The sequence below is a fragment of the Actinomadura sp. WMMA1423 genome (assembly GCF_006547145.1).
In the GTDB taxonomy this organism is placed as follows: domain Bacteria; phylum Actinomycetota; class Actinomycetes; order Streptosporangiales; family Streptosporangiaceae; genus Spirillospora.
The window spans coordinates 5441660-5465735 of the sequence record NZ_CP041244.1 but is presented as its reverse complement, the minus strand read 5'-3'; the positions used below and the strand labels follow the sequence as shown (position 1 = coordinate 5465735).

Here is a 24076-nt window from a genome sequence, read left to right as displayed (position 1 = left end):
ATCGCCCGGCCCGGAAAGCGGGACCCCTGGGGGACCTGTCCCGAATGCACTGCTCGTCCCGCGTACCCTAGACCCCGTGCGCGTAGCGAATACTGATCGGGCCAAGACCGTGTCCAAGCTGTTCGACCTGGTCGCGCTCGCGGCGGCGGCGGGCATCATCGTGGCGCTGATCGCGCTGCCCGCCGTCGGCAGCGCCGGGCTGACCGCCCGCGACGCGGCCAACAACTTCAAGGACATGGACAGCCAGCTCAAGACGACGCCGCCGTCCGAGAAGACGGTGATGTACGACGCGCAGGGCAAGCAGGTCGCCACGTTCTTCGACAAGTACCGCGAGTCCGTCCGGCTCGACCAGGTCGCCCCCATCATGCGGCAGGCGATGATCGACATCGAGGACTCGCGCTTCTACGAGCACGGCGCGCTCGACCTCAAGGGCACCATCCGCGCGCTGGCGTCCAACGTCGAGTCCGAGCAGACGCAGGGCGGCTCCACCCTCACCCAGCAGTACGTCAAGAACCTCCTGGTCGACAGCGCCAAGACCGAGGAGGAGTACCGCGAGGTCACGGCGCCGACCGTCGGACGCAAGATGCGCGAGCTCCGCTACGCGCTCGACATCGAGCAGCGCCTCACCAAGGACCAGATCCTTGAGGGCTACATGAACGTCGCCTACTTCAGCGCCGGCGCGTACGGGGTCCAGGCCGCGTCCAAGCGGTACTTCAGCGTCCCCGCGTCCAAGCTGGAGCTCGGCCAGGCCGCGCTGCTCGCCGGCATCACCCAGAACCCCTCGGCCTTCGACCCCATCCGCAACCCCAAGGACGCCCGCAAGCGACGCGACGTCGTCCTCTACCGGATGGCCCAGCTCGGCCACATCAGCAAGGCGCAGGCCGACGAGGAGGCCGCCAAGCCGATCCAGCTGAACCGCACCGACCCGGTCGGCGGCTGCGAGACGAGCAAGGCGCCGTACTTCTGCGAGTACGTGAAGTACGACATGCTCAACATCCTGTCGGACGGCAAGTACTGGAAGCTCAAGCCGAAGCAGCAGCAGAACGTCGTCAACAAGCTGAACCGCGGCGGCTACACCATCCGCACCACGCTCGACATGGAGGACCAGCACGCCGTCGACAAGGCCCTGCGCGGGACCGTCGCCCCCGGCGGCAACCGCGTCGGCGCCGAGGCGATGGTCGAGCCCGGCACCGGCAAGGTCCGGGCCATCGGGCTGAGCAAGCGGTACGGCGCCGGCAAGGGGCGGACGACCATCAACCTCCCGGCCGACTCCGCGCACGGCGGCGGCAGCGGCGTCTCGGCGGGCTCGACGTTCAAGGTCTTCACCCTCGCCGCCGCCATCGACCAGGGCATCCCGGTGAGCACGACCATCAACTCGCCGCAGACCACCACGATCACCGGCTTCCAGCCGTGCCGCTACACCGGCAAGTTCGAGGACAAGATGGTCAAGAACGCCATGGTCGGCGGCGGTCCCTGGACGCTGTCGAACGCGGGCGACAGCGAGAAGGGCAACTTCGACCTGAAGACCGGTACCTGGCACTCGGTCAACACCTTCTACGCCGTCCTGGAGAAGCGCGTCGGCGTCTGCAACGCCGTCAAGATGGCCGAGAAGTTCGGGATGAAGCAGGCCAGCGGCTACCCCCTGCTTCCGATCGCGTCCCAGGTCCTCGGCGTCAACGACATCGACATGGTGCACCTCGCCGCCGCCTACGCCGGCTTCGCCGCCCGCGGTAAGTACTGCGCCCCCGTCTCGGTCACCGAGGTCGTCGACCCGCAGGGCAAGAAGCTCAAGCTGCCCAAGCAGGACTGCCACCAGGCCCTCGACCAGGACGTCGCCGACAAGGTGAACTCCATCCTGCAGGGCGTCCTCACCAAGGGCACCGCCGCCGGGCGCGGTATCGGGCGTCCCGCCGCCGGCAAGACCGGAACCTGTGAAGAGTTCACCTGCGCCGTGTTCGCCGGTTTCACCCCGAACCTCGCCGCCGCCACCGCCTACTGGGACTTCCGCGGCCCCTGGACCTACAAGGTCTACGGCGTCTACGGCGCGGACATCCCCGGCGGCATGTGGCAGCAGTCCATGCGCAACGCCCTGGCCGGCGAGCCCGCGCCCGGCTTCCAGACCCCGTCCCGCGACTTCGGTGACACCACCAACGTCCCCCAGGTGAAGGGCCTCACGGTCGCCGCGGCCACCGCCAAGCTCAAGGGCGCCGACCTGAAGGTCCAGCTCGCGTCCGGATCCGTCGACTCCGACCAGCCGAAGGGAACGGTCGTGTCGACGTCACCCGACGCGGGCACCTCCGTCCCGCCCGGTACCACCGTCATCCTCTACGTGAGCGCCGGCAAGAAGAAGGACGGGCCCCAGAGACGCCGGGGCAACTGACGCGAAAAGGGCCCGGCGCCATGCCGGGCCCTTCCTCGTTCCGCCGCTACTGCGCGAGCTGCCGCTTCACCTCCGCCGCGACGCGCCCGCCCTCCGCGCGCCCGGCCACCTTCGGGTTCACCGACTTCATGACCTGACCCATCGCGCGGGGCCCCGCCGCACCCGTCTCGGCGATCGCGTCCGCCACCAGCGCCGCCAGCTCCTCGTCGGACAGCTGCGCGGGCAGGTACCGCTCCAGCACCTCGCCCTCGTCCCGCTCCGCCTGAGCCTGCTCCTCGCGCCCCGCGTCACCGAACGCCGTCGCCGCCTCCCGGCGCTTCTTCGCCTCCCGCGCCAGCACCTTCACGACGTCGTCGTCGGACAGCGTGCGCGACTGCTTGCCGGCGACCTCCTCGTTCTTCACCGCCGTGAGCGCCATGCGCAGCGTGCGCGTGCGAAGCTCGTCGCGCGCCTTCATCGCCGACGACAGGTCGGTCTCCAGCTTCTCCTTCAAGGTCATGCCCCACATCATGCCCGTCCGCGACCCGGGGCCTCATCAGGATTACCGAGCGGCGCCCATGTCTGAAAGCATGGGACCCTGAGAAGGGAGAGCCGTGCGAAAGATCCACGCCGTGCCCCTGGGGATCCTGGGCGCGGGGGCCGCGACCTTCGGGTACGCATCGTTGATCGAGCGGAACTGGTTCCGGCTGCGCCGCTTCGACGTTCCGGTGCTGCCACCGGGCCGCCCCTCGGTGAAGATCCTGCACATCTCCGACGCGCACCTCACCCCCGGCCGGTCCCGCCTGATCCACTGGGTCCGCTCGCTGGACGCCCTGGAGCCCGACCTCGTCGTCAACACCGGCGACACCCTCTCGCACCGCGACGCGATCGGCCCCTTCCTGGACGCCCTCGGCCCCCTCCTCGACCGCCCCGGCGTCTTCGTCTACGGCTCCAACGACCTGTACTCCCCGGTCTTCAAGAACCCCCTGCGCTACATCTGGCGCACGAGCAAGACCGACTACGCCCGCCGCCGCCGCGAGCCCGACCTCCCCTACCGCGAGCTTGGCTCGTCCCTCCAGGCCGCCGGCTGGCTCGACCTCAACAACCGCATCGGCCGCCTCAAGGTTGGCGAACTGGACGTCGAGTTCGGCGGCATCGACGACTCCCACATCAACCGGGACCGCTACGACAAGATCGCCGGCCCCGTCGACCCCCAGGCCGACGTCCACCTCGGCGTCATGCACTCTCCGGAACCGCGCAACCTCGACCGCTTCACCGCCGACGGCTACGACCTCCTCCTCGCCGGCCACACCCACGGCGGCCAGGTCTGCGTCCCCTTCTACGGCGCCCTGGCCACCAACTGCGGCATCGACCGCCCCCGCGTGAAGGGCCTCCACAAGCACCGCGGCTCCTGGCTGCACGTCTCCGCGGGCCTGGGCACGTCCCCGAAGGCCCCCATGCGCTTCTGCTGCCCACCCGAGGCCTCCCTGCTCACCCTCGTCCCCCGCCGGTGAACTGGAAGACCGCCCCGCTCCTAGCCTCCTTCTACGACTTCGCCGTCCAGAACCGCGCCCTCTCCCGCCTGGGAGCCCGCGCCCTCTGGAACTACGACATAAACGACCTACAAACACTCATCACCTCCCAGGACCCTTCAGCCCTGACCCTGGACATCCCCTGCGGCGGCGGCCTGGCCGTTCTCGACAACCCCCGCCACGTAGCCGCAGACATCTCCCCCACAATGCTCAAGAGGGCCCGCCGCAAGACGACAACCCTCGTCCAGGCAGACATCTACAACCTCCCCTTCCCCACCGACACCTTCGACGCCTGCCTCACCTACAACGGCCTGCACTGCCTAGAGGACCCCCAGGCCGCCCTGCACGAACTAACCCGGGTCCTACGCCCAGGCGGCACCCTCCAAGGCACAACCCTCGTCAGAGCAGCCGGCCGAGACCTCCTGATCACCCTCCTGCGCCGCCAAGGCGCCTTCGGCAACCCAGGCACCAGAGCCGACCTCCGAACCTGGCTCGAGGCCGCCGCCCTGACCAACATCACCCTCGAGACCACCGGCGCCGTGACCGCCTTCACAGCCCAAAAAACAGGGACGCAGCACCCCCCGGCATCCGCTAAGGTGGACTAGGCGCCGGGAGAACGTACACCTCCCGGGCAGCCACCACCGGGGTGTAGCGCAGCTTGGCAGCGCGCTTCGTTCGGGACGAAGAGGTCGTGGGTTCAAATCCCGCCACCCCGACACAAAGGTGCAGGTCAGAGGCCGGTTCTCCCCCCAGGAGACCGGCCTCAAGATCTTTTGTCCGCCATCCGTCCGCGAACTCCGCCACCACCCACGGACACCGTCCGCCCCGCACCAGCACCGACCGGACCACCTCCATCCGCCGCAGGTTCAGATCCACAGCCCCTCCGCCCGCCGCCTGCACCCACTCACCCAGACACCCCTCCGCCACTCGGGACTTGCTCAGCAGGCTCCTGAACGCCGAGGTTGCAGTCGGGTCCGGCCTGCCAGGGACCCCGCATCACCTCGGCTCCATCAGCCTGGGATGCTGATCGCCGGTTTGCGCCCCTCATCTGCACTCGCACCGTTGCATTAAGTGCTCTCGGCCCACCACCGCCATCGATGCAGTTTCAGAGGGTCGCCGCGTCGCTACATCCCGACTCGCCTACAGCGGTCAGCGACGGGACTTCGTACGTGACAGACATGCGAGACCTCAAGCGCATGGCGAATTGCGGCCGTCCCGCGCACGTAACTACACTCGACCGGTTAGCTATGAGGCTGCAGTTTCCGCGCAGTGCGCAGGATGGGGGAGCGACAGGTGAGCACGGACAAGCGCAGGGCAGTGGTCCTGCTGAGTGGTGGCCTCGATTCGACCACCGTGCTGGCGATCGCCCGGGATGAGGGATACGAGACATACGCCCTCAGCTTCCGGTATGGACAGCGGCACACCGAGGAGCTCGACGCAGCGAAGAAGGTGGCTCGCGAGCTGGGCGCGACCGACCACGTGATCGCTGACATCAATCTTGCCGTCTTCGGTGGCTCGGCACTCACTGATGAATCCCTGGATGTCCCTCACCACGCCAATGCGGACGAGTTGGGCGAGGAGATCCCGATCACCTACGTGCCTGCGCGTAACACCGTCTTCCTGTCGTTCGCGCTCGCCTGGGCCGAGACCCTGGGCTCATCGGATGTGTTCATCGGTGTCAACGCCATGGACTACAGCGGCTACCCCGACTGCCGACCGGAGTACATCGAGGCGTACGAACGCATGGCGAACCTCGCCACCAAGGCCGGCGTCGAAGGCACTCAGAAGCTCAAGATCCACACCCCGCTGATCGATCTGACCAAAGCTCAGACCATCGAGCGAGGTCTGTCCCTCGGCGTGGACTATGGCTGGACGCACAGTTGCTACGACCCCGTCGACGGCCGCGCCTGCGAGACGTGCGACTCGTGCCTGCTTCGCAGTCGGGGCTTCGCCGAACTCGGCCTTGCGGACCCCTCCTTCACGTCAGCAAAGGCTTGACGGGCCCTATGTACCGAGTCAAAGAGATCTTCTACACGCTTCAGGGCGAAGGGAGCCACGCGGGGCGTCCTTCCGTGTTCTGCCGATTTACCAGCTGCAATCTGTGGACCGGCCGCGAGAAGGACCGCCATCGGGCAATATGCCAGTTCTGTGACACTGACTTCGTCGGAACCGACGGCCCAGGCGGCGGCCGGTTCCAGACAGCCGCCGATCTCGCAGCGGCCGTTGCCAAGACCTGGCAGGGACGCGCACACCCGCGCAGCCGCCCTTACGTGGTCTGCACAGGCGGCGAACCACTCCTGCAACTGGACCGCGAGGCTGTAGATGCCCTGCACACCGAAGGTTTCGAGGTCGCGATCGAGACCAACGGGACACGCCCCGCCCCGGAGGGTCTCGACTGGATCTGTGTCAGCCCCAAAGCCGGCACCGAGATCGTGCTGACCTCGGGAAATGACCTGAAGCTGGTCTATCCCCAGGTTGGGGCCGAGCCCGAACGCTTTGAACACCTTGCCTTCGACCGGCTGCTCCTGCAGCCGATGGACGGTCCTGATCTCGTCGCCAACACACAGGCGGCGATCGACTACTGCCTCGCCAATCCGCAGTGGCAGTTGAGCGTCCAGACCCACAAGACCCTTGGAATCCGTTGATGGAGATCTTCCGCGAGTTCACGTTCGAGGCTGCCCACCGGCTGCCGAACGTGCCCGACGGCCACAAGTGCGCTCGACTGCATGGCCACAGCTACCGCTTCGAGGTGCACGTAAGCGGCGAAGTCGACCCGGCCATGGGGTGGCTGATGGACTTCGCAGAGATCAAGGCCGCCGTCAAGCCACTGGTCGCACGACTCGACCACTACTACCTTAACGAGGTGCCGGGGCTGGAGAACCCGACCAGTGAGGTGCTTGCTAAGTGGATTTGGGACAGGCTGGTCGACAAGTTGCCGCTCTCGGCCGTCATAGTGCGTGAAACCTGCACTTCCGGCTGCGTCTACCGGGGGGAAGAGTGATTCTGCAGGACGTTCAGGCCACGCCGGACTCGCGTGGTGTCCCGCTTGACGAGGTCGGCGTGGAAGGGCTTCGTTATCCCGTCCTGGTCGCCGACGGCCAGGGCGCCAAGCGTGAGACCGTCGGCACCGCCGCCATGTCGGTCAGCCTCGGCCCAGAAGTCAAAGGAGCGCACCTTAGCCGCTTCATTGAGGTGCTGCACGAGGCTCGTGAGCAACTCAGCCTCAGCAGCATCGCCACCCTCGCCGAGGACCTGCGGCAACGTATGTCCAGTCCCACAGCGCGTGTCAGCCTCGGCTTCCCCTACTTCCTTGAGCGGTCTGCCCCGGTGACCGGGGCGCGCGGCTTTGTTGACTATGCGTGCTCACTGGCCGCCGTCAGCGCCCCCGAGGAAAGCCGGGTCACGATGGCCGTCACGGTACCTGTGACCAGTGTCTGCCCATGCAGCAAGGCCATCAGTGATCGGGGCGCCCACAACCAGCGTGGCCACATCACGATCGTGGTGGAGCCGACCGATCCACAAGGCGGTTTCTGGTTTGACGACCTGATCGACATCGCGGAGAAGGCGGCGTCTTCGCCCGTCTACGCCGTCCTCAAGCGGCCGGACGAGCGCCACGTGACCATGGCGGCCTATGACCACCCTGTCTTCGTCGAGGACATGGTCCGCAACGTCGCCCAGGTTTTGAGGACGCTGGACACCATCGCCGCGTACCAGATTCGGGCACTCAACGACGAGAGCATCCACAACCATGCCGCCTACGCAGCGGTGTCCTGGACCCGCCGAGCCGGCGAAGCATAGGCGATGGGCGACAACACGAGCACTCCAGGCGAACAGTCTGTCCACCTGGTCGTCACCTGCGCTAACCGCAAGCGAGGCTCGCTTTCCTCCACGCTCCGGGCACGCGAACTTCCCCAGAACCACGACACACAAGCGCGTTGCCACGACTGGATCAGCCGCCTCGTCGCCGGAGCAGCGACCACCCGCGCAGCCGACTTGTACGCCGGCGAGTATTGGCAGGTGGCGAAACAACTTGGAGCAGTGGTTGGCCCCTCTGCTTCGATGTGGGTTTGCTCCGCCGGATACGGGCTGATGCCGGAGGACGCGTCCATCGCCGCCTATGCGGCTACCTTCGCCTTCGGACAGAAGGACTCTGTCGCCTCCACAACCGACGATGCCCGCAGGTGGTGGGGAGCCTTGGCCGAGTGGACCGGCCCCGTCCCCGGTGCTCCTCGGACGTTCACCGACCTCGCCGCCAGCAACCCGGACGCTGCCGTCATTGCCGTCATGTCGGACGCCTATCTGAGGCCGTGCGCTCCCGATCTCCAGCGGGCGGCCGAGAAGCTAGTCGATCCGAACAACTTTGTCATCATCGGGCCTGGCCACCGGTACCCGGGCCTGGAGAACTTCATCGTCCCTGTCTCTGCGGCGGTCCAGCCCGCAGTAGGTGGGAGCCTGCTCTCCTTGCATGCACGGGCCGCCCGCCACGTGCTGGAGATGGCCAGAAAGCAGCAAAAGCCGTTCACGCGGCCGACGCTTGCCGCCCTGATGAAGGAACTGAGAAAGTCGGCTCCCCCAGTAATCTCCCGGGCTCCGGGTGCCAGGCTTAGCGACGATGAGGTGTTCGCCTTCATTCGCACAGCCATGGCAGAGGAAGCAGGGCCCGTCTCTGCGACCAAGCTGCTGCGCCGGCTACGCAGTTCTGGGCGGTCTTGCGAACAGGCCCGCTTCAAGGGGCTGTTCCAGAAGATCATGCAGGAAGACGTGCTCAAGGACTGGTCCTGATGTCCATGCCCAGAAGCGAGCCTTCCATCGAGGTGCGAGCGCTTCGGATCATCCAGGTCAAGGACTACCCGCTCTACATCTTCATGTTGAAGGCCGAGCAGGTCCTCGAGTTCGCCGACATCTCCCGCGTGAGCCGCGATGAGGCAGGCAAGCTGATCGGCTATCAGCGCCCCCAGGTGCGCAAGCACATCCAGGAGATCGTCGAGTATCTGGACAGCCCGCTGCCGATCTTCCCTAACCCGATCATCATGGCGCTCTCGCCTGACGTCCGTTTCAAAGCCACCCGCGGCGGCAACCGGCTCCCAGATGATGGCGCCTCCGACACTGGCCGGTTGTTCCTTCCCCTGCCGAGGGAGGGCAAGCCGAAGCCCGCCTGGATCGTCGATGGACAGCAACGCGCGTTGGCCTTGGCGCGAGCTAAACGCAGAGACTTGCCTGTCCCAGTTACGGCGTTTGTCGCCGATACAGTGAGTTTGCAGCGCGATCAGTTTGTGCGCATCAATAATACGCGCCCACTTCCTCGCGGCTTGGTCACCGAATTGCTACCCGAGGTGGACAGCCCCCTACCGGCTCGCCTGGCGGTACGCAAGGCTCCATCGAGCCTATGCGATGTGCTGAACACCGACAGAAAATCCCCTTTTCAAGGGATGATCAAGCGAGCCTCGAGTGCCGGAAGCCGCCAGCCAGGTGCGGTAGTTACCGACACTGGCGTCGTTGACATGATCCAAGAAAGCCTCACCTCCCCTTCCGGCTGCCTGTTTCCGTATCGCGACATCGGTCGCGGCGAAACGGATTACGACGGAATAATTCAAGCTTTGATCATCTACTGGACGGCGGTCCGAGACACTTTCCCTGAAGCATGGGGCAAACCACCGGAAAAAAGTCGGTTGATGCATGGCGCTGGAATCAAGGCAATGGGCCGCCTTATGGATCGCATCCTTGGCACTATTGACCCTCAACGCGATGATGCATACGAGCAGATTCGGCAACACCTCGAACTTATCGCTCCGCACTGTCACTGGACCACTGGGACCTGGGAGGGCCTTGGGCATCGCTGGAACGAAATTGAGAATGTGGGAAAGCATGTCCAAGAGCTTTCCAACTACCTGATCCGACTGTACCAGAGCGCACGCAGGGAACTCCTTTGAAGTTTTTCTTCCCAGATAGCCAAGACCAGGTCAGCCCGACGTTCGACTTTCGCTACGAGGAATACTCCCCGCACCGCGTACGGCAACGTCACGACAAGTACGCGCATGAGGTTCTGGCAGAGCGCCCCTACCACGGGATCCTGGTCAGCAAAGCTATTGTGGACGGCTCGGTGCGAGGATCCGGGAAGTACACGATGTCGCAGCGAGAACGGCTTCACAGGTTGGGCGTCCAGAAGTATTTCAGACTCCCGGACGGCGTCACAACGCTAGGTGATTGTGGCGCCTTTAACTATATTGACGAAATCGAGCCACCGTACAGCGTCTCCGATGTCGTAGATTTTTATGAACGCTGTGGATTTGATGAGGGCGTTAGCGTAGATCACGTCGTCTTCCACTATGACCCGGCCGCCACGGAATCCGTAGTCGCATCAAAGTGGGCTGAACGCCGCAGGATCACTCTTAAGTACGCGCGAGATTTTCTCGACGAAGTCGAGAAGCGGGATCGTCCCATCGTCCCGGTGGGGGCTGCCCAGGGATGGAGTCCTGCCAGTTACGCTGACAGCGTCCACCAACTCGAAGAGATGGGGTACCGGCGCATCGCACTCGGAGGAATGGTGCGCCGGCAGACCGACGACATCTTGGACTGTCTTTACGAGATAGACAAGGTTCGAGAAAAAGCCGAGTTGCATCTGTTGGGCATCACTCGAGTCGGTGCCATCAAGGAGTTCGCCGCTCTCGGGGTCACCAGTTTCGATAGCACATCGCCGTTTCGCCAGTCGTTCATGGACGACAAGAACAACTACCACACCGCTGATGGCGCTTACATGGCGATCCGGGTGCCTCAGGTGGACGGCAACCCGTCCCTGAAGCGAAAGGTGCTAGCTGGCGAAGTATCGCAATCCGAAGCCAAGCGCCTCGAGCGCGAGACACTTCGCCTGCTGCGAGCCTACGACGAAGGTGACGCTAAGGCCTCCCTGGAGAAGGTACTGAACGTCCTTCGCGACTATGAGCAACTAGTTGAAGGCGACAAATTGGACCCCAATAAGGGCGTTAAGAAATCTCGCATCCCCAAGTATGAGATCTTCCTCCAAGAGAAACCATGGAAGACTTGCAACTGTGGACTCTGCAGCAAGCTTGGCATTGAGATAGCCGTATTCCGAGGCACGGAACGGAACAAGAGCCGCGGCTTCCACAACCTTGCGGTCTTCGCCGCTAAGATTCAACACATCGGCCGTGCGCCTAGTCAGGAGAACCAATGACCGACCAGCACACGCTTCGTCTTCCAGCGCTGGAGGTCCGGCAAGGTGATCGCCGCATCTACTGCTTCGCGGTTGACGGCAAGCGCCTGCATGAGTTCGCGGCTGTGTCTCGAATCCGACGTGATGACCAGGAGGAACTCCACGGCTACCAGCGCCCGGAGGTAGCCAACCACATCAGAGCGATCAAGCGCTATCTTGAGTCACCCTCGGCGATGTTGCCGAACGCGATCGTGCTGGCATTCGACAGCAGGGTGAAGTTCGAGGCCGGGACAACCCCTGAGACAGGGGAGGGTTACTCGGTGCCCGGAGAACTCGTCATACCCGTGGACGAGGACCTTCCCGAGGACCAGAAACCCGCCTGGCTGGTGGACGGCCAGCAGCGCAGTGCTGCCATCAGGGAAGCAGAGATCGACACGTTTCCCGTCGCGGCCGTAGGCTTCATCGCCGACAACGAGGCTGAGCAGCGAGCCCAGTTCATCCTGGTCAACAACACCAAGCCGCTGCCCAAGGGCCTGATCCACGAACTGCTCCCCAACACCAGAGGCCACCTGCCGCCGGCATACGCCCGCCGCCAGTTGCCGGCGGTGCTCATGACCCGTCTCAACGGGACCGGCGCCGGCCCGTTCTACAAGGCGATCGCGACCCCCACCTCGCCGGACGGCTACATCAAGGACAACAGCGTCCTGAAGATGATCGAGAACAGCATGTACGAGGGGGCGCTCTACCAGTACCGCGACGAGCAAGGCGGCGGAGACGTCGAACGCATGCTGCTCCACCTCAACACGTTCTGGGGCCTGGTCAGGGACGTCTTCCCGGACGCTTGGAGCAAGCCGCCCCGCACGTCGCGGCTAACTCACGGCGTCGGCATCCAGGCCATGGGTTACGTGATGGACAAGCTCACCGAGGACGAGCCGGCCGAAGAGCTCGACCGCCACCACATCCTCGAGAAGCTGAGGAACATCAAGGTCGTAGCGGCCTGGACCGAAGGAAGCTGGCACTTCGGCAGGGACGATGAACGCAAGTGGAACGGCCTGCAGAACACTCCCAACGACGTGAAGTGGCTGACCAAGGGCCTCCTCGTCATGGTCGACCAGGACCCGCTGTTCTGATCCTTCCCTGAGACTGGACCCGGGTCCTTACAGGTGCGTGTTGCGGTGTGGACGGTCATAACTTTCGAAGTGCGAAATCCAGTGGCCGTCCATAATCGACCAGCCATTATGCGGACGAGAGGTGCTGTTCGAGGGCCTGCATGAAGCCCGTGACTCCTTGGCCCTGCGGCATGATTTGTTTGTCTCTATCCCTCGCTTGATCGATCGCGGATGTCGCGGAATGGGTAGCGTGCCATGTGTCGACGATCAAGTAGTCGGCCCGGGCGACGAGCGAGCGCAAAGCTGCTGTTGCCACCTTGTCGGTGTTGCCCTCGACTGCCCTGGGAGAACAGAGTCTGGACAGGCGCTTTTCAAGTGACGCGGCCGCTCGAGGCAGAAGCGAGTAGACCCCGACTACCGAACCATCGAGCCGCTTCCAGACGGTGTCCGCGTCGGATGTCTGCTCCTGCGGCTGCCGGACCGGGAGGCCGGCCTCGCCTGCCAGGGTCTCCAACTCCGAGTCCTGACGCGAGCTGAGCCTTTGCTGGAAGCTCCGGATCTTGTTGATCACCTCGGAGACGGTGGCCAGTCTCGCTTCCGGCACAGGCGAGGGAGCATAGAGCAGGACGTCCACGAGGCTGAGCCCCCAGTCAACCGCAGCAGGCGAGGCGATACGTCTCCACAGGAGCAGCGCGTTGTTCAGGGTCTCTTGGTAACGGGACTCGGCAGGTCCGCTTTCCAGAAGCCTCACGATGAGGAGCAAGTAGGCGTCACGTACTGGAGCGCTCAGGCTTGGCTGATCCACCAGCAGCATCAGGACGACATCGAAGAACTCCCCCGCTTGCATCGTCGCGGCCGCTTTGGCCGCTGCGCTGCATAGCAGGTCCAGCGCAGCCACAACCTGTTCTTGGTTGGCGCCTGCCCAAGCGCTGAGCACATTTTCGGCCGCCGCACGGGTCTCGGCGTACGACAGTGACTCCAGCCCCGCCCACTGATGGTGCTGCGACCGCAGGACCTGCGCTGCATCAGGCCAGCGCTCGTCTCGTCCCAGACGGGCACACCACTCCGTCCAACTGTGGCAAGATCCCCCGACCAGCCGGTCCAACTCCTCCAGGTCTCTGAGCAACCGGCGGTCCGGACGCAGCCGTCCCTCTTCGACAAACCCAGACACCAGTGAGCGGACGGCGGGTGCTTGATTGGTCTCGTCGCCTTCGAGGACGGCCTGAACTGCCATATCGGCTTCGGACGGCTCCGGTGATTCGAGGAAAGCACGGGTTACTGCGCCGTACTGTGCCTGTTGAAACAGTTCCTGAATGGTCGGGAGAATGGCTGGTCGTGGGCGTGCAGCAGTATCACCATGCGTGACCAGAGACCGCAACCACCCACGTTCGGCGTCGGTGGCGGCGGCGCGCAGTAGCCTCTCCAGCCGGCCTCGGTCCCCTTGTACCTGAGCGGCTACGGCCGTAACCTTCCGGCCGCTCTCCGTGATGGGCACGTCAACGGCGTTGAGGATCACTCCGTAACGAGAACTGAGATCCGCGCGTCTGTAGACGTCCTCAGCGGACAATTCTGAGGTGTAAAGAGGGGCTACCTCCTTCCACCACAGCATCTCCAGGAGGATCTCGTTTACCGCACGAGGCCGCCGGGCGCGGAGCATCTCCTGAAGGTAGGGAAGATCTCGCAGTTCGCTCCAGCGCTCGAGACGACCGAGCAACTCCACCTTCAGGAACCTGAGGTTCTCGGCGCTCAGCCGTCCGGTCAGCCGCAGTTCGTCCAGGGCGTGCTCGGCGACGCGGCCGTTCCCCCGCAACAGCGCCAGCCGGAAGTCACGGAGCAGGTCCACGTGCGATGGCCGAACAGAACGCCGCCGTACGTCTGTCCCCGTCACGGTCGCGACCGCATCCTCCAACCGCTCAAGCATGGCCAGCGCCGACGCGTCCGTACGTTGCAAATGGGACAGATAATTGATCCCAACAGCTCGCAGTATCCCGTCGGCGCCTTCGTTTCCTGGAGACATCGGCGCCGGTTCGATAGTAGCGACCGCTGGGCCGAGGAAGGCAGCGAGCACCTCCTGTCCGCACCGCTGTCCTTCACGGTCTTCGGATAGCAAGTAGAAACCGGCGGGTTCGCGTTCCACTGGCATCACCAGCCAGCCACTCGTCCCCCTGGACCAACTGCGCACTTGGCCTTCGAAAAGAATTTCTATGCGATCTCGCAGTGATTTAAAGCGCGCCGTGTCACCGAGAACCCGACGCAACGCTTCGAAAGCACTCACAAGTCATCCCCGAACCGGTCGCGGGCATCCATACGAGCCTGGGCCACGTAAGCTGGGTCTGTATTAAGTTCCACCTGCTCCTCGCGCAGGTGGATACCGTTGTAGGTAATGTTCATGCTGCCCGCCAACACATACCCATCCCCGGTGAGCGACTTGGTATGCAGCAGACCGGTTGGATCTGTCACCACTTTGATATTTGTTTCAACGTCCAGGTCACGGGCGAGAAACTGGAGTCGGCGCTTGAAGGTGTTGTTGTGACTGTCGATTGTCGTGGCAACGATCACATATGTGCGTTCCGCGGCCAACGTGGCCAGGACTTCGGCAAGGCGGATGTGGCGCCGTCCGAAACGGGTGAGTGCGGGAAAGGCACCGACGGTGTTGTCGATGACACCGACATCTGAGATCCAGGGAGAGACAAGCCAAAGGTGGGTGCTCGGGTGAACGAGTTCCGCGGCAAATAGTGCACCGAGAAGGTCCAGGACCTCGTTGGAACTCTGAGCACTGGACTTGCGGATGACTCTGTTCATAGCGCCTCCCTTAGCAGTACGCGGGCCTCAACGTACTGAGTCGTAATGCGAGTTCCGACCACGACTGGATGACACAGAAGCGTTCCGACCTCGACCGGGCGAGTCTGCAAGTCTAGGATGGCTGATTGAAGAACGGCGCTGTTCGTGTGAGGCGCGAGCAGAATTATTTCGCCGCGCTCCCGGAGGCTGTCGTGCACTGCATCTCGGCGTTCATCGTCCCAGGGAACGGCGCTAAGTGAGGGCGGGCTGAAGTTCACAAAAGCGCGCAGCGCCGGAATCGAAGCCCGGAGCGCCGGAGCGTACGGGTTGTGCGAAAGGTCCGCTTGCGCAATCTCACCCCACGGCCACAAGACGTTGGCCACGGCGCGAGCACGCCGTTGCTTAGTCGGCTTCTCGCCGAGATGCAGGATCTCGTCCAGACTCTCGTCTTCGGCGAGAAGTGCAGCCAATGTCCTGGCACCTACTGCAAACCCTGCCTTGAGAACGACCGTGTCGCGCAGATCGAGCCAGGATCTGACTGCGGCCTGCAGGCCAGAGTGGGCGCCGGGGCCGGCGATGCGAGTGCTCAACGTGGAGCGGGCCGGGCCGCCTAGGGCGAGATCGTGGTTCCGGGCGACATCGTCCAACCGCTGCACCGCGTACGCCACGACCGCATGACCTCCCCGCCAAGCGTCCCGGAGCCCGGCCAGCGCGGACTGTACCTCGTATGCGTCATTGCGTAGGAGGGTCGTGAGTTCGTGGTCCATGGTCTCAATTGAGGAGGGATTGAGCGCATCCTCAAGTGCTCGTGTAAATGCCCCCGGCTCCTGTACGAGTACGCGGACAAATGCCTCGATCTGGCCAGTGCCTCCGGGGGTTGGTTCCGAGATCCAGAATCGGCCTTCCTCACCTGGGGCAAGGTCGACCAAAAGTTCTTCCGCATCCACTCCAGGGCAGAGTGCCGAGAGGGCAGCCAGCATCAGATGTGCGGCGGATAGTGTGTAGCGCCCACGCCACCAGGATGTCCAAGCGTCCGGACGTACCTTGCACTCGGTTTCCGCGAGTGCTTCGCGGACTGCGGACAACACGTCCGGGTCGTCGCACCAGTCGGACCACGATCTACTAGCTCGGCCTTCATGTTGCGCATCGTCAGTGAGCAGTCCAAGGGTGGTCGCGGCCTCCCTCATTGCTCCCGCCAGCTCGGTCTCCCAGCGCGGTGATTCCTCCTCCAGCTTCGTGGTGGTCACCGCCAGCAAGACGACCTCGACGAGTGTCTCTCGGTCAAAGGATGACATCGTGGCGGGGAGAGTTGCCTCGACCTCGAGTACATGCCGCAGGCGCTGACTACGTTCCTCCGAGTCGGGTGGCTCCACGTGGTCGGGCAGTCGGACAACGCCCTCGAGTGCGTCACAATGAACTTCGACCCCGAGCGCTTCGGACCTCCAGTCGTCTTTGACGCCGTGGCCGAAGCGGAGCCGAACTGGTCTCGACCGCGGGTCCCACATCGTCCCGGATGCCGTCTTGGCGTAACGCAAGGTGCGCGCACCGCCCCCTTGAACATGCAGGTGCGCGGTGATCCCTGTGATGAGTTCGTCCGCCCCCGGGGCAACACGTAGTTCGCACCCCTCGCCGAGAGGTGAGACCTGGAACTCCCAGTCCGGTCGAACTGCGGAGGCGTCCTTCACCAGGTTGGGAACAGCCTCCAGTGCGGCAGCCGTCGGTGCGTAGACCGTCACACGCTCGTTTCCAGCCTCGACAACATCAATAGGGACGCCACCGTACACATTCACGACGTCGATCCTGTGCTCGTCCGTTCCGGGAGCAATGGCGGGGAGGGGGACCCAGTGCCGCTTGTTGGTAGCCCATACTCCGAAGTGCCTGCTCACATTGCCGGGGCAGAACTCACGGAGCGTCCGAAATGCGGGGAGGTTCTCGACCTGGACGTCCTGCTGCAGACCCGGCACGAGCAGTTCCACATCAGGGACCAGAAGGTCGTCGAAGAGATTGCCTGGTACGAACTGGCGCAGGGGTGTGCGCGTCCGCAATCCCGTATCCCCCGGCAAAGGCTCCTCCCCCCTCCACTGATTCTGCAGTCGACGTCGTATCGTCGGGACAACAGCGAGCAGCAACGGTCGGGGAGAGTCCCATAGCAGGCTGTCAACCACGGACTCCGCCTGTTCCCCGGCACCCAGTCCAAGCGCGGACCGCAGATGACGCCGAAGCCGTTCGCGTTCCGGTCCGGGCCGAAGTAGCCGAGTCAGCAGGTCCGCGATCCGCGTTTGACGGATCAGCGCCTGATCCTGCCTAGAGGTGCTATTCGGATATAGTGCTTTCGCGGGGCCGGCGAGATCTTCCCAGGTCGATTCGCGACCGGAGTAGCTCAGTTCGATGGCGAGCCAGTCGAGGAGTGCGTAGACCGCCTGGATCCTTAGCACGTATAGATTTTCGAGGGGGAGGTTGCGCGGTGGGAGCTCAGGGTCAAAGAAGGCATCGTATGCCTCCCATGCCTGGCGGTCCCTGCCCCAGTCGCTGAGCACCACCACTGTCCAGGGACGGGTCACGGGGTTTCGTCCAGCGCGTCCTTTGCGCTGTAGAAACTGCGCAGGGTCGTGTGGGGCCTTGTGCTGCACAACCGCACCGACACGGTCGTCGTCGAATCCCACTTCGAGCGTCGACGTCGCGATGACCACTTGAGCATCGGCTGATACACCGCGATCCTGCGAACTGGTGCGCCCTAGCCGCTGTGGGCGGTCGGCTTCGACTCCATGTCCCAGGTGCTCCGGCAGCCACCACCACTGCCCGTCAAGATCACGGTCCTCGGCCGGCTCTTGGCGTCTTGCATCCAGACGTCCCTGTCTCTCTGCCCGTAGGTGAGCAAGAGTCAGGACTCGTCTCTCATGGGGTCGGCCCGGCCAGCGCCAGCCTTCAGCATCCAGGAGGTCCCAGAAGAGCCGATTGGTGCTATCAAGCTTGTCGGTAAAAGCAAAGAGCCTGCTTCCGAAGACCCCATCGGAGGTAGGCGGCGGGTTGAAGGGGTTGTCCGCATTCGAGTCGAGGCAGCGGGCCAGCGCCATGCAGGTCTGGATGCTGGTGGAGATTGTCCCTGTCTGGGAGTGCGGATCGTGCCGGAGTGCCAACAGGTATTCGGCTCCGGACTCCTCCAGTTCCTCGGCCCTGGGCTGGACAACGGTCACCGCGCCCGGCGAGAGGCCGACCAGTTGGGCGAAGAAATCCCCTGCATTGCGCAGCGTGGCGGAGAGCCCGACCCAGACGGGTGAGCGGCGTAGCGCATGCGTAAGGCGGCGCAGGAGGATTGCATTTTGCGCTCCGGTCGTGCCCTCATAGGTGTGTACCTCGTCTAGAAGGACAGCGGCGAGGGTCGCCGGACGTACCCCGAACGCTCCGAGATTGCCGGGAGCGGAGAGTTGACGGTTGAGCGACTCTGTGGTGCTGAGCATGAGATCGGCGGGGTTCTGGCGTGCGCTCTCGCGAGTCAGTCGTAGGAGTTGCCCGTCCACTTCGGAGCGGCAGGTGACCGCACCGCAGACCAGCCGTTCCCGGTTCATATCGAGATCGGCTCTGCGCCAGAGCAGCTCCGAGTCGCAGTCCAGACAGCGAAGGTATGGGCAGACGTAATCGTCGCCACGCTTGCTCCAGCCCTCCGCCCATCCCTGCTTCACCGCGTAGACGGACGCCGGAGTCGGGCCGAACCAGGTGGCCAGGCTCGGGGGGGCGGTCTGGAGGTCGCCGGCGGCCTGAAGACCCTGGACGTAACCTAGAAGTGCTCGGAGTTGGTCCTTGAGGAGTTCATTTCGCGGATACAACGCCAATGCCAAAGTTCCGGCACTCCGCCGTCTTTCTGACTGATCTGCCAGCCATGAGAGAAGCGGCAGGTAGAACGCCAGAGTCTTTCCACTGCCCGTACCAGCGGTGACCATCACCCCGGAGGCTTGAGTGCTTCTGAGCGCGTCGATGATAGCGTTAGCGCTGCGCCGCTGGAATCCCGATAGTTTCACCGGCAGCAGTCGCTGCGCGACAGCAGAACCGCCCGGGCCTAGCAACTTTCGGATCTCATCCAGCACCTCCTGAGCGGGGATACTGCGCTTGGGCCGACGCCGCGGACGGTGCAGGAACCTGTAGTCCAGCACCAGGGGCCTGCCATCAGTAACCCGCTGTTGGGGAAATGCCTGTCTAAGCGTGGCGAGCAGCCGGATTGTCTCCGCACTGCGGGAGCGGTAGCCGCCGCGAGGCGTGCGGACGATCAGAGCTGATCCAACTAGCTGAGCCAATAGTTCCGAGGCGCTCCCGTACGCCGATAGGACCGTGAGAAGCTCGTCTTCAGTCCACTCAGCCCCCACTGCCCCCCAGGAGAGAAGTTCCGCCTCCCGGAGTTCGATCACGGTCAAAGCCTCAAGCACGTACTCATCCATGTCGCACCTCCTGGGGGCGTCCCGGGACCGCCCTGAAGTTTTCCAGAGCGCCGTTGTCGATGAGCCATTCCCGTACTTCGGCGTCAAACAGTTCGAGTGAGGCACCGCCGCGCGCCGCGGCGGACACGAAGGTCTTCACCGCTACGGGCAGTCTTCCCTCCAAGTGCCCGAAGAGCGCACTGACCTCGTCGAGTACCTCGAGCGAACGTGCGTCGGGCAGTCGCCTCTCGAGCCTGGCCAGCCTGCCAAGGGCCTCGTTGAGCTGTCGGGCTACGTCGGCGATACCTTCGGCGCCAGATAGCACTTGCATCAAGTCACGCAACTCGGCGGCGTCGCCGGCCTGCGACGCAACGTATTCCTTCCAGGCAGCCATAACTGCCTCACGCAGCCGTGGTTCCAGGCGAGTGAGCCGTCGTGCGACGTTCGTCAGCTTTCGCCTCTCCAGGGCTTGTTGCCACGTATCCAGGGCTCTCTGAGCCTCGTCCAAATCGGCCAGCAGGCCAGGATCGACGTCCAAGCCAGTCCACCAGACGCCCCGGCCCAGTTCCGCAGCGTTGCGGAGTTCGGCAAGGCTGGGCAGAACATGGCCCATTTCTTCCGACGCCGTGATTAGGGCCTCGAAATCCATCTGAGCGCGGTCCGCCTGACCAGCCCGGTCGACCGCTACGCGTGTCTCCTCGATCCATTGAGGGATGCCATCAGCCATCGTTCTCCTCCTCGGCACTGCCCAGTGCGTTAAGGTGTTCCCTGGCCTGGCCTAGTTTTTGACGCACGTCCTGAGCCTGTTCACCCAGGTTCCCGCTGACGCCGTCGTTCCGCTCGCACTCCAGCCGGGTCGCCATCATGCTCCGCCGGATCACTTCAAGTGCTCCCGCACCTCTCACGGCCACACGGGTCCAATGTTGCGTGGTAAGGGCGTCCGACGCGTCATGTTGCCTGTCGCTGACGTATTCGTCGAGGGGCAGGCCACCGGGTACAGAATTCAGCGTCTCCAGCGCGTCACTGAAAGCGTTCCAGCCGTCAGCGGGCCTGAAAAACCCAGTCTCCAACGCCCGTCGCCCAACTTCACGGGCTGTCCTGGCCACTGACGCCGGCTCCTGCCCTTGGAGACCCAGCACGAGTGCCTCGGCCGCTGTCCCGATCTCATGCAATTGGCCAGGAGCTGCCTGTTCCACCGCGGTTACCAGATTGTCCGCTGATCCGGCCAGGACTGGAACTGCCTCGCGGAACTCCTGGACCACGTTTCGGAGGAAGACAACAGGTGCTCGCAGGGTCTGCTTGAGTCCCTCTTCTAGTTCGACCGCATCGACGAGTTCGGCAGCACCAGTGTCGCCTTGCCGTACCGCGGCGACCTCACCGACCAGGTCGTGAATTGAGGGGTTCAGCAGGATGTCCCGGGCAGCCCGATCCGCCTCCACCCACGACGGCGTGGCCGGAGTGGAGGCAGGCGCCCCGGCGGTCATGACGTCATCGACCCGCTGAACCGACGCAGGCGACAGCCCTGCCGCGATCAGCGCGACGGCACGCGTCCCGACGGCCGCACGGGCCAAACCGCGGCCTCGAACCCGCTCTATGAAGGCCGTGCGGACCTGGTCAGCCCAGTCATCTAGGCGGCATTCGAGGCGTACCATCAGATCGAATGGATCGTAACCCTCAGGCCAAGGCCAGACGCCGTTCTCCGGAACCCAGTGACCGTTGTCGTAGAACCATCGCGCGGCCGCCAACACTCTGATGGTCTCATCATCACGGCCAATGCTGAAGAGCACTTTCCCGGTACCCGCTCGACGGCCTCTCGCGTCCTTCCCGAAGTCAAACGAGGTCCGGTTGAAGATTTCGTTCAGGATCCTTGCTCCCTCGCCACTCGCAGTGTGGAACAAGGCGTACTCGAGATCCAGCCGGGAGCGGACTAGGCGATAGAGAAGATCTCGGTAGAGATCTGTCTCACTGTCGGGAAGACGGTCTCCAACCTGCCATTGGAAGAGCTGAGGGAGCGGACTCGGCCTAAGGGGGAGGGGCTTCTCCGCCGGATCAGGTTCCGGCGGAGAATCCTTCGGAGGCGTCAGACTTACGGGCTCCCGCCCGGCCGGCACTTCCAGAGCGAAAGCGTCTGCCACTATGGAGTTGAGGCTCGACTCATCCCCCCAGACCACCAAGGCGCGAAATAGTCGATCGGCCTGCTCGCCAGTGTGTCCCGCCAGAATGGTGTCTCTGGAACGCCTGATCGTGAAATCGAAACGGTCACGTACCCGATCATGTGGGTAAGTGCCCCGTCCAATGTGTACATCGGCCTCGATCAACGTCTCTGAGACGCAGACATCGAGGATGTCACGCGGGGTGGCGCCCTTCCCCCTGTTGTTCAACGAACGACGTACTGCTACGTCGTTGTAGGGATAGAGACCCACACGACCGAGGCCGGAAACTTCAACTGTTCCGAAGCCTGCGTGGCACTCATCCCTAACCCGGCATGGCAGCCCGTCTTCTCGGGTATCACAGGCGTTGCGTACCCAACCCTCCGCACTGTCGCCCTGGACCCGCGACCAGGCGGACTCGACGTCCTTACGTCCAACCCTGACAAGGTTGAGATAGCGGGCGACAAATGCCTCACGGTCAGCGAGAGCAGATGATTCGATCTTGAACTGGTGTGTGATTCGCGTCTGGACGGTCTCCGGAAGCTTATTGTAAGGAGCGTCGGTCACCGCGAACACAACCCGCAAAGGCGCGAGATCGTCCCCTGGCTGAGTGGCGAACTGATCATATAGCTCACCATCGATGAGACCGAACTGAGCCAAGTCTTCAAAGAGAAGGACCAGTTCCTTTCCCTGCTTTCGCATCAACTGTCGAGAACGGCGAAAAAGTTCGTCAAGCGTTACCCCACTGCCGGAAGTCCGCATGCCAAGCGCCCTAGGCGCTGCCTTGCGCAGGGCTTCATCGAGCAAATCAAGGGCCGGTGCGGGATCGTAGCGGACGATCTCCCACAGTCCTTTGAGGTCGGCGTTTCCTGCCAGTGCCCTCAGCACTCCGGTCTCCCGCAGCGGGAGATCCTCTGGCTCGAACTCTTCCTGCTCCCCGTCACGCCGTGAGGTCTCCTCGTACACGGACGCCACGAACCGATGAAGTCGGCCTTCCTTGCGGAGTAGGACGCGGTTCACCGGGGGCAAGGCCAGTAGATCCGCCAGGCCGTTTCGCCGTTTACCCAATTCATCGGTGTCACCGAGCAGGCTGTTGCGTTCCTCCCGGGCCTCTCGTTCCTTCTCGCTCTCACCGTCCCGGGGAAGTTGGGGTTCGAGCGCCCAGTTCAACGCGAAACGCATCTCCTCCAAGAGCCGGTCCTGGAGTTCCGCGGGGCCTGTGTTACCCACCGCCGCGTCGATCCGTTCCATGAACTCCTCGCCGCCGTCGCCGGGCAACCCGACCACTATCCTGCGCAACAGTTCCCTGATGGTCTGGACCGCTCGGGGCACATAGAGGACGTGATACCGCTCGTCAGCCTTATCCAGGTGAGCATGCACCCAGCGCACGACATGGCTTTTGCCGGCGCCGGACCCTCCGGTCACGGCGATGAGGGTGTTCCTGTCCTCGTCTCCAATCCCGGAGAGCAGGGCGTCGAGCACCTGCCGCTCATCTGAGGCAGAATCCGGCTGTTGTTCCCCCTTAGGGTGGGTCAGCGTCATGGGGGAGTGCGCGGCGAGAAACACAGCGTCGGCACCGCTCGGTAGCGCTCCGATATCGGAGTACACCGTTTCTCGGACTGACCCCGCGCTCCAGCAGCGAAATCCCTTCATCGAATTGCTCACGCCAGGGCCTCCGGGATGTGCACCTCACCGATGCGGCGGTCGCCTCTAGCGAACCGCAGGGCGACAGCGTTGCTCGAGTCATCCGAAGCCACGAGCCTCAACTTCCCCATGCGCTCCAGTTTCCTCATCGCAAGCACGACTGGCAATGGAACCTCCTCGACGGAACCACTGACCTTCGGTAGGGCAGATACCAGCCTCGAGTCTCCCAGAACCGGCAGAAGTGAGTGCAGGTGCCGGAACCACTCATCGGCGAGCAGTCGACTAGGCATCTCGCTCAGGACGATCTCTATGGCCCGCGTCGGATCAGCGATCAGAACCGATTTCTGCCTTCCAAAGTCAGCGCGGACAGCAAGCCCCAAGGACCTTGCCCATCTCATGAAGGAGCGCCACTGCTCCGCGTTGCCGACCGGGGGGTGATCCCCTTTCCACCCATCTTTGAAGGCAGCCTCTGGACCGTCCCCCCAAGTGACAGAAAAAGGCGCAAGCGGGTTCTGCATGAGAAACCAAGTGAGCGCAAGCCCGAGGTCCGGCGGAGGATCCCCTGCCTCGATGGCACTCGCCGCACGAGCGCCCAGGCGTCGCAACACGAGGCTCCTGACGATCTGAGCGCCGGGTGACGTGTCCCTTTCGATCTCCTCCTGCAGGGATTCACTCACAGCCCAACGGCGCCGGTTACGCGAGACCTCCTGGGGCTGGATGATCTCCAGGTCCTGACCGACTCTCAGCGAGGCGACAAAAACGCCGCCATCCGACGTGGTTCCCTGACTCTTAGCCGGAACGTGCGGTTGTAGGGCACTTCGGAGTTCGGCTTCCTCTACGCCCTGGGGGTGTGTGGCCAGATACCTGCAGATGACGACGAGCGCGGGAGCGCTGGCTGTGACATGGCCTTTCAGGTAGTCCACG

Annotated in this window: 18 protein-coding genes and 1 tRNA gene; 12 read left to right on the top strand and 7 right to left on the bottom strand. The window is 63.8% G+C overall.

Features of this window, described 5'->3' with window-relative positions; translation table 11 throughout:
• Nucleotides 1–76: 76 nt before the first annotated feature.
• Entirely contained in the window at nucleotides 77–2380 is a 2304-nt protein-coding gene (locus FKD65_RS25375) for a transglycosylase domain-containing protein (protein ID WP_141579857.1), read from the top strand.
• Nucleotides 2381–2426: 46 nt separating this feature from the next.
• On the opposite strand, the gene FKD65_RS25370 is transcribed toward FKD65_RS25375, so the two are convergent.
• Nucleotides 2427–2879 carry a GatB/YqeY domain-containing protein gene (locus FKD65_RS25370; RefSeq protein ID WP_205718251.1) on the bottom strand — a complete coding sequence of 151 codons (453 nt, stop codon included), beginning with the start codon at nucleotides 2877–2879 and terminating at the stop codon, nucleotides 2427–2429.
• Between the two features lie 94 nt (nucleotides 2880–2973).
• On the opposite strand from FKD65_RS25370, the gene FKD65_RS25365 reads away from it, so the two are divergent.
• The 11 genes from FKD65_RS25365 to dbpB (FKD65_RS25315) all read left to right on the top strand — a co-directional run bounded on the left by FKD65_RS25365 (nucleotide 2974) and on the right by dbpB (FKD65_RS25315) (nucleotide 12189).
• Nucleotides 2974–3873, top strand: coding sequence for a metallophosphoesterase (locus tag FKD65_RS25365; RefSeq protein WP_141579855.1), 900 nt, complete (start codon nucleotides 2974–2976; stop codon nucleotides 3871–3873).
• The gene (locus tag FKD65_RS25360) at nucleotides 3870–4496 is read left to right on the top strand and encodes a class I SAM-dependent methyltransferase (protein WP_168221186.1); all 627 of its coding nucleotides are present in this window, start codon (nucleotides 3870–3872) and stop codon (nucleotides 4494–4496) included. The genes FKD65_RS25365 and FKD65_RS25360 overlap by 4 nt, the downstream gene beginning before the upstream one ends.
• Before the next feature lie 37 nt (nucleotides 4497–4533).
• Nucleotides 4534–4607, top strand: a tRNA-Pro gene (locus FKD65_RS25355).
• A gap of 577 nt (nucleotides 4608–5184) precedes the next feature.
• A complete protein-coding gene (gene queC / locus FKD65_RS25350; protein WP_240809590.1) occupies nucleotides 5185–5889 on the top strand; it encodes a 7-cyano-7-deazaguanine synthase QueC in 705 nt (234 codons plus the stop codon).
• Between the two features lie 8 nt (nucleotides 5890–5897).
• The gene (gene queE, locus FKD65_RS25345) at nucleotides 5898–6536 is read left to right on the top strand and encodes a 7-carboxy-7-deazaguanine synthase (protein ID WP_141579852.1); all 639 of its coding nucleotides are present in this window, start codon (nucleotides 5898–5900) and stop codon (nucleotides 6534–6536) included.
• A complete protein-coding gene (gene queD / locus FKD65_RS25340; protein WP_141579851.1) occupies nucleotides 6536–6892 on the top strand; it encodes a 6-carboxytetrahydropterin synthase QueD in 357 nt (118 codons plus the stop codon). Before queE ends, queD begins: the two co-directional genes overlap by 1 nt.
• Complete coding sequence (folE2, locus tag FKD65_RS25335; RefSeq protein ID WP_205718250.1) at nucleotides 6889–7689, top strand: GTP cyclohydrolase FolE2; 801 nt, start codon at nucleotides 6889–6891, stop codon at nucleotides 7687–7689. Before queD ends, folE2 begins: the two co-directional genes overlap by 4 nt.
• 3 nt (nucleotides 7690–7692) lie before the next feature.
• The gene (locus FKD65_RS25330; RefSeq protein ID WP_141579850.1) at nucleotides 7693–8673 is read left to right on the top strand and encodes a hypothetical protein; all 981 of its coding nucleotides are present in this window, start codon (nucleotides 7693–7695) and stop codon (nucleotides 8671–8673) included.
• On the top strand, nucleotides 8673–9821 hold the full coding sequence (gene dbpB, locus FKD65_RS25325; RefSeq protein WP_141579849.1) for a DGQHR domain-containing protein DpdB: 1149 nt from the start codon (nucleotides 8673–8675) through the stop codon (nucleotides 9819–9821). The genes FKD65_RS25330 and dbpB (FKD65_RS25325) overlap by 1 nt, the downstream gene beginning before the upstream one ends.
• On the top strand, nucleotides 9818–11080 hold the full coding sequence (gene dpdA / locus FKD65_RS25320) for a tRNA-guanine transglycosylase DpdA (RefSeq protein WP_141579848.1): 1263 nt from the start codon (nucleotides 9818–9820) through the stop codon (nucleotides 11078–11080). The genes dbpB (FKD65_RS25325) and dpdA overlap by 4 nt, the downstream gene beginning before the upstream one ends.
• Nucleotides 11077–12189: a DGQHR domain-containing protein DpdB gene (dbpB, locus tag FKD65_RS25315; protein WP_141579847.1), complete on the top strand. Its 1113-nt coding sequence runs from the start codon at nucleotides 11077–11079 to the stop codon at nucleotides 12187–12189. The genes dpdA and dbpB (FKD65_RS25315) overlap by 4 nt, the downstream gene beginning before the upstream one ends.
• Nucleotides 12190–12295: 106 nt before the next feature.
• Here the strand turns inward: dbpB (FKD65_RS25315) and dpdD are convergent, their stop codons facing one another.
• The 6 genes from dpdD to FKD65_RS25285 are packed head-to-tail and all read right to left on the bottom strand — an operon-like array spanning nucleotide 12296 to nucleotide 24075.
• Nucleotides 12296–14443 (bottom strand): protein DpdD, encoded by a 2148-nt coding sequence (gene dpdD, locus FKD65_RS25310; protein ID WP_141579846.1) that lies wholly within the window; start codon nucleotides 14441–14443, stop codon nucleotides 12296–12298.
• Nucleotides 14440–14970, bottom strand: coding sequence for a phospholipase D-like domain-containing protein DpdK (dpdK, locus tag FKD65_RS25305; protein ID WP_141579845.1), 531 nt, complete (start codon nucleotides 14968–14970; stop codon nucleotides 14440–14442). Before dpdK ends, dpdD begins: the two co-directional genes overlap by 4 nt.
• Nucleotides 14967–19379, bottom strand: a complete 4413-nt coding sequence (dpdJ, locus tag FKD65_RS25300) for a protein DpdJ (RefSeq protein WP_141579844.1) — start codon at nucleotides 19377–19379, stop codon at nucleotides 14967–14969. The genes dpdK and dpdJ overlap by 4 nt, the downstream gene beginning before the upstream one ends.
• Nucleotides 19372–20085: a hypothetical protein gene (locus FKD65_RS25295; RefSeq protein WP_141579843.1), complete on the bottom strand. Its 714-nt coding sequence runs from the start codon at nucleotides 20083–20085 to the stop codon at nucleotides 19372–19374. Before FKD65_RS25295 ends, dpdJ begins: the two co-directional genes overlap by 8 nt.
• Nucleotides 20078–23173 (bottom strand): hypothetical protein, encoded by a 3096-nt coding sequence (locus tag FKD65_RS25290; protein ID WP_141579842.1) that lies wholly within the window; start codon nucleotides 23171–23173, stop codon nucleotides 20078–20080. Before FKD65_RS25290 ends, FKD65_RS25295 begins: the two co-directional genes overlap by 8 nt.
• Nucleotides 23170–24075, bottom strand: coding sequence for a hypothetical protein (locus FKD65_RS25285; RefSeq protein ID WP_141579841.1), 906 nt, complete (start codon nucleotides 24073–24075; stop codon nucleotides 23170–23172). Before FKD65_RS25285 ends, FKD65_RS25290 begins: the two co-directional genes overlap by 4 nt.
• Nucleotide 24076: the final 1 nt, after the last annotated feature.

Coding starts and splice junctions, on each gene's coding strand:
- dbpB (WP_141579849.1), top strand. CDS start 8,673: ATGTCCATGCCCAGAAGCGAGCCTTCCATCGAGGTGCGAGCGCTTCGG.
- queD (WP_141579851.1), top strand. CDS start 6,536: ATGGAGATCTTCCGCGAGTTCACGTTCGAGGCTGCCCACCGGCTGCCG.
- dpdK (WP_141579845.1), bottom strand. CDS start 14,970: ATGAACAGAGTCATCCGCAAGTCCAGTGCTCAGAGTTCCAACGAGGTC.
- FKD65_RS25370 (WP_205718251.1), bottom strand. CDS start 2,879: ATGACCTTGAAGGAGAAGCTGGAGACCGACCTGTCGTCGGCGATGAAG.
- dbpB (WP_141579847.1), top strand. CDS start 11,077: ATGACCGACCAGCACACGCTTCGTCTTCCAGCGCTGGAGGTCCGGCAA.
- queE (WP_141579852.1), top strand. CDS start 5,898: ATGTACCGAGTCAAAGAGATCTTCTACACGCTTCAGGGCGAAGGGAGC.
- dpdJ (WP_141579844.1), bottom strand. CDS start 19,379: ATGGATGAGTACGTGCTTGAGGCTTTGACCGTGATCGAACTCCGGGAG.
- FKD65_RS25330 (WP_141579850.1), top strand. CDS start 7,693: ATGGGCGACAACACGAGCACTCCAGGCGAACAGTCTGTCCACCTGGTC.
- FKD65_RS25295 (WP_141579843.1), bottom strand. CDS start 20,085: ATGGCTGATGGCATCCCTCAATGGATCGAGGAGACACGCGTAGCGGTC.